Source organism: Pseudomonas fluorescens, assembly GCF_000967965.1.
Lineage (GTDB): Bacteria > Pseudomonadota > Gammaproteobacteria > Pseudomonadales > Pseudomonadaceae > Aquipseudomonas > Aquipseudomonas grandcourensis.
The window spans coordinates 15,646-19,338 of sequence record NZ_LACC01000001.1 but is presented as its reverse complement, the minus strand read 5'-3'; the positions used below and the strand labels follow the sequence as shown (position 1 = coordinate 19,338).

Genomic DNA, 3,693 nt, shown 5'->3' with positions numbered 1-3,693 from the left:
GATTCATTGAAGAAGACGATAGAAGCAGCTTTAAGCTCCAAGCTGATAGCTCCAAGCTAACAGTTGCGCGCTCGAAATTGGGTCTGTAGCTCAGTTGGTTAGAGCGCACCCCTGATAAGGGTGAGGTCGGCAGTTCGAATCTGCCCAGACCCACCAATTTTGTGTGGGAAACGCCTGTAGAAATACGGGGCCATAGCTCAGCTGGGAGAGCGCCTGCCTTGCACGCAGGAGGTCAACGGTTCGATCCCGTTTGGCTCCACCACTAACTGCTTCTGATTGTGTAAAGCTTAGAAATGAGCATTCCATCGGTTCGATGGTGAATGTTGATTTCTAGTCTTTGACTAGTTCGTTCTTTAAAAATTTGGGTATGTGATAGAAAGATAGACTGAACGTTACTTTCACTGGTAACGGATCAGGCTAAGGTAAAATTTGTGAGTTTAATCGCGAATTTTCGGCGAATGTCGTCTTCACAGTATAACCAGATTGCTTGGGGTTATATGGTCAAGTGAAGAAGCGCATACGGTGGATGCCTTGGCAGTCAGAGGCGATGAAAGACGTGGTAGCCTGCGAAAAGCTTCGGGGAGTCGGCAAACAGACTTTGATCCGGAGATGTCTGAATGGGGGAACCCAGCCATCATAAGATGGTTATCTTGTACTGAATACATAGGTGCAAGAGGCGAACCAGGGGAACTGAAACATCTAAGTACCCTGAGGAAAAGAAATCAACCGAGATTCCCTTAGTAGTGGCGAGCGAACGGGGACTAGCCCTTAAGTGGCTTTGAGATTAGCGGAACGCTCTGGAAAGTGCGGCCATAGTGGGTGATAGCCCTGTACGCGAAAATCTCTTGGTCATGAAATCGAGTAGGACGGAGCACGAGAAACTTTGTCTGAATATGGGGGGACCATCCTCCAAGGCTAAATACTACTGACTGACCGATAGTGAACTAGTACCGTGAGGGAAAGGCGAAAAGAACCCCGGAGAGGGGAGTGAAATAGATCCTGAAACCGTATGCGTACAAGCAGTGGGAGCCCACTTTGTTGGGTGACTGCGTACCTTTTGTATAATGGGTCAGCGACTTATTTTCAGTGGCGAGCTTAACCGAATAGGGGAGGCGTAGCGAAAGCGAGTCTTAATAGGGCGTCTAGTCGCTGGGAATAGACCCGAAACCGGGCGATCTATCCATGGGCAGGTTGAAGGTTGGGTAACACTAACTGGAGGACCGAACCGACTACCGTTGAAAAGTTAGCGGATGACCTGTGGATCGGAGTGAAAGGCTAATCAAGCTCGGAGATAGCTGGTTCTCCTCGAAAGCTATTTAGGTAGCGCCTCATGTATCACTGTAGGGGGTAGAGCACTGTTTCGGCTAGGGGGTCATCCCGACTTACCAAACCGATGCAAACTCCGAATACCTACAAGTGCCGAGCATGGGAGACACACGGCGGGTGCTAACGTCCGTCGTGAAAAGGGAAACAACCCAGACCGTCAGCTAAGGTCCCAAAGTTATGGTTAAGTGGGAAACGATGTGGGAAGGCTTAGACAGCTAGGAGGTTGGCTTAGAAGCAGCCACCCTTTAAAGAAAGCGTAATAGCTCACTAGTCGAGTCGGCCTGCGCGGAAGATGTAACGGGGCTCAAACCATACACCGAAGCTACGGGTATCACTTAGGTGATGCGGTAGAGGAGCGTTCTGTAAGCCTGTGAAGGTGAGTTGAGAAGCTTGCTGGAGGTATCAGAAGTGCGAATGCTGACATGAGTAACGACAATGGGTGTGAAAAACACCCACGCCGAAAGACCAAGGTTTCCTGCGCAACGTTAATCGACGCAGGGTTAGTCGGTCCCTAAGGCGAGGCTGAAAAGCGTAGTCGATGGAAAACAGGTTAATATTCCTGTACTTCTGGTTATTGCGATGGAGGGACGGAGAAGGCTAGGCCAGCTTGGCGTTGGTTGTCCAAGTTTAAGGTGGTAGGCTGGAATCTTAGGTAAATCCGGGATTCTAAGGCCGAGAGCTGATGACGAGTGTTCTTTTAGAACACGAAGTGGTTGATGCCATGCTTCCAAGAAAAGCTTCTAAGCTTCAGGTAACCAGGAACCGTACCCCAAACCGACACAGGTGGTTGGGTAGAGAATACCAAGGCGCTTGAGAGAACTCGGGTGAAGGAACTAGGCAAAATGGCACCGTAACTTCGGGAGAAGGTGCGCCGGTGAGGGTGAAGGACTTGCTCCGTAAGCCCACGCCGGTCGAAGATACCAGGCCGCTGCGACTGTTTATTAAAAACACAGCACTCTGCAAACACGAAAGTGGACGTATAGGGTGTGACGCCTGCCCGGTGCCGGAAGGTTAATTGATGGGGTTAGCTAACGCGAAGCTCTTGATCGAAGCCCCGGTAAACGGCGGCCGTAACTATAACGGTCCTAAGGTAGCGAAATTCCTTGTCGGGTAAGTTCCGACCTGCACGAATGGCGTAACGATGGCGGCGCTGTCTCCACCCGAGACTCAGTGAAATTGAAATCGCTGTGAAGATGCAGTGTATCCGCGGCTAGACGGAAAGACCCCGTGAACCTTTACTATAGCTTTGCACTGGACTTTGAATTTGCTTGTGTAGGATAGGTGGGAGGCTTTGAAGCGTGGACGCCAGTTCGCGTGGAGCCAACCTTGAAATACCACCCTGGCAACTTTGAGGTTCTAACTCAGGTCCGTTATCCGGATCGAGGACAGTGTATGGTGGGTAGTTTGACTGGGGCGGTCTCCTCCTAAAGAGTAACGGAGGAGTACGAAGGTGCGCTCAGACCGGTCGGAAATCGGTCGTAGAGTATAAAGGCAAAAGCGCGCTTGACTGCGAGACAGACACGTCGAGCAGGTACGAAAGTAGGTCTTAGTGATCCGGTGGTTCTGTATGGAAGGGCCATCGCTCAACGGATAAAAGGTACTCCGGGGATAACAGGCTGATACCGCCCAAGAGTTCATATCGACGGCGGTGTTTGGCACCTCGATGTCGGCTCATCACATCCTGGGGCTGAAGCCGGTCCCAAGGGTATGGCTGTTCGCCATTTAAAGTGGTACGCGAGCTGGGTTTAGAACGTCGTGAGACAGTTCGGTCCCTATCTGCCGTGGACGTTTGAGATTTGAGAGGGGCTGCTCCTAGTACGAGAGGACCGGAGTGGACGAACCTCTGGTGTTCCGGTTGTCACGCCAGTGGCATTGCCGGGTAGCTATGTTCGGAAAAGATAACCGCTGAAAGCATCTAAGCGGGAAACTTGCCTCAAGATGAGATCTCACTGGGACCTTGAGTCCCCTGAAGGGCCGTCGAAGACTACGACGTTGATAGGTTGGGTGTGTAAGCGCTGTGAGGCGTTGAGCTAACCAATACTAATTGCCCGTGAGGCTTGACCATATAACACCCAAGCAATTTGATGCTCCTAGTTGAAGAAACGAAAGAGGCCAGATTGCGGTGTGTGAAGACGAAACGAACCGAAAGTTCGAGATACTCACAAAACACCTAGCTGTCACATACCCAATTTGCTGAAGCGAGGCCAACCGGTCACGACTCAGTACCCGAATTTCTTGACGACCATAGAGCGTTGGAACCACCTGATCCCATCCCGAACTCAGCAGTGAAACGATGCATCGCCGATGGTAGTGTGGGGTTTCCCCATGTGAGAGTAGGTCATCGTCAAGATTAAATTCCGAAACCCC

2 tRNA genes and 2 rRNA genes are annotated in these 3,693 nt (G+C 51.1%); all 4 read left to right on the top strand.

The features are described 5' to 3' along the window. The first annotated feature begins 79 nt into the window (after positions 1 to 79). The 4 genes from VC35_RS00070 (at position 80) to rrf (ending at position 3,676) form a co-directional block, all read left to right on the top strand. Positions 80 to 156, top strand: a tRNA-Ile gene (locus VC35_RS00070). A 30-nt stretch (positions 157 to 186) separates the two neighbouring features. Next, positions 187 to 262 (top strand) — tRNA-Ala (locus tag VC35_RS00065). A gap of 237 nt (positions 263 to 499) precedes the next feature. Beyond that, positions 500 to 3,391: ribosomal RNA gene (locus VC35_RS00060) — 23S ribosomal RNA — on the top strand. A 169-nt stretch (positions 3,392 to 3,560) separates the two neighbouring features. After that, a 5S ribosomal RNA gene (rrf, locus tag VC35_RS00055) occupies positions 3,561 to 3,676 on the top strand. The last annotated feature ends 17 nt before the right edge of the window (positions 3,677 to 3,693 follow it).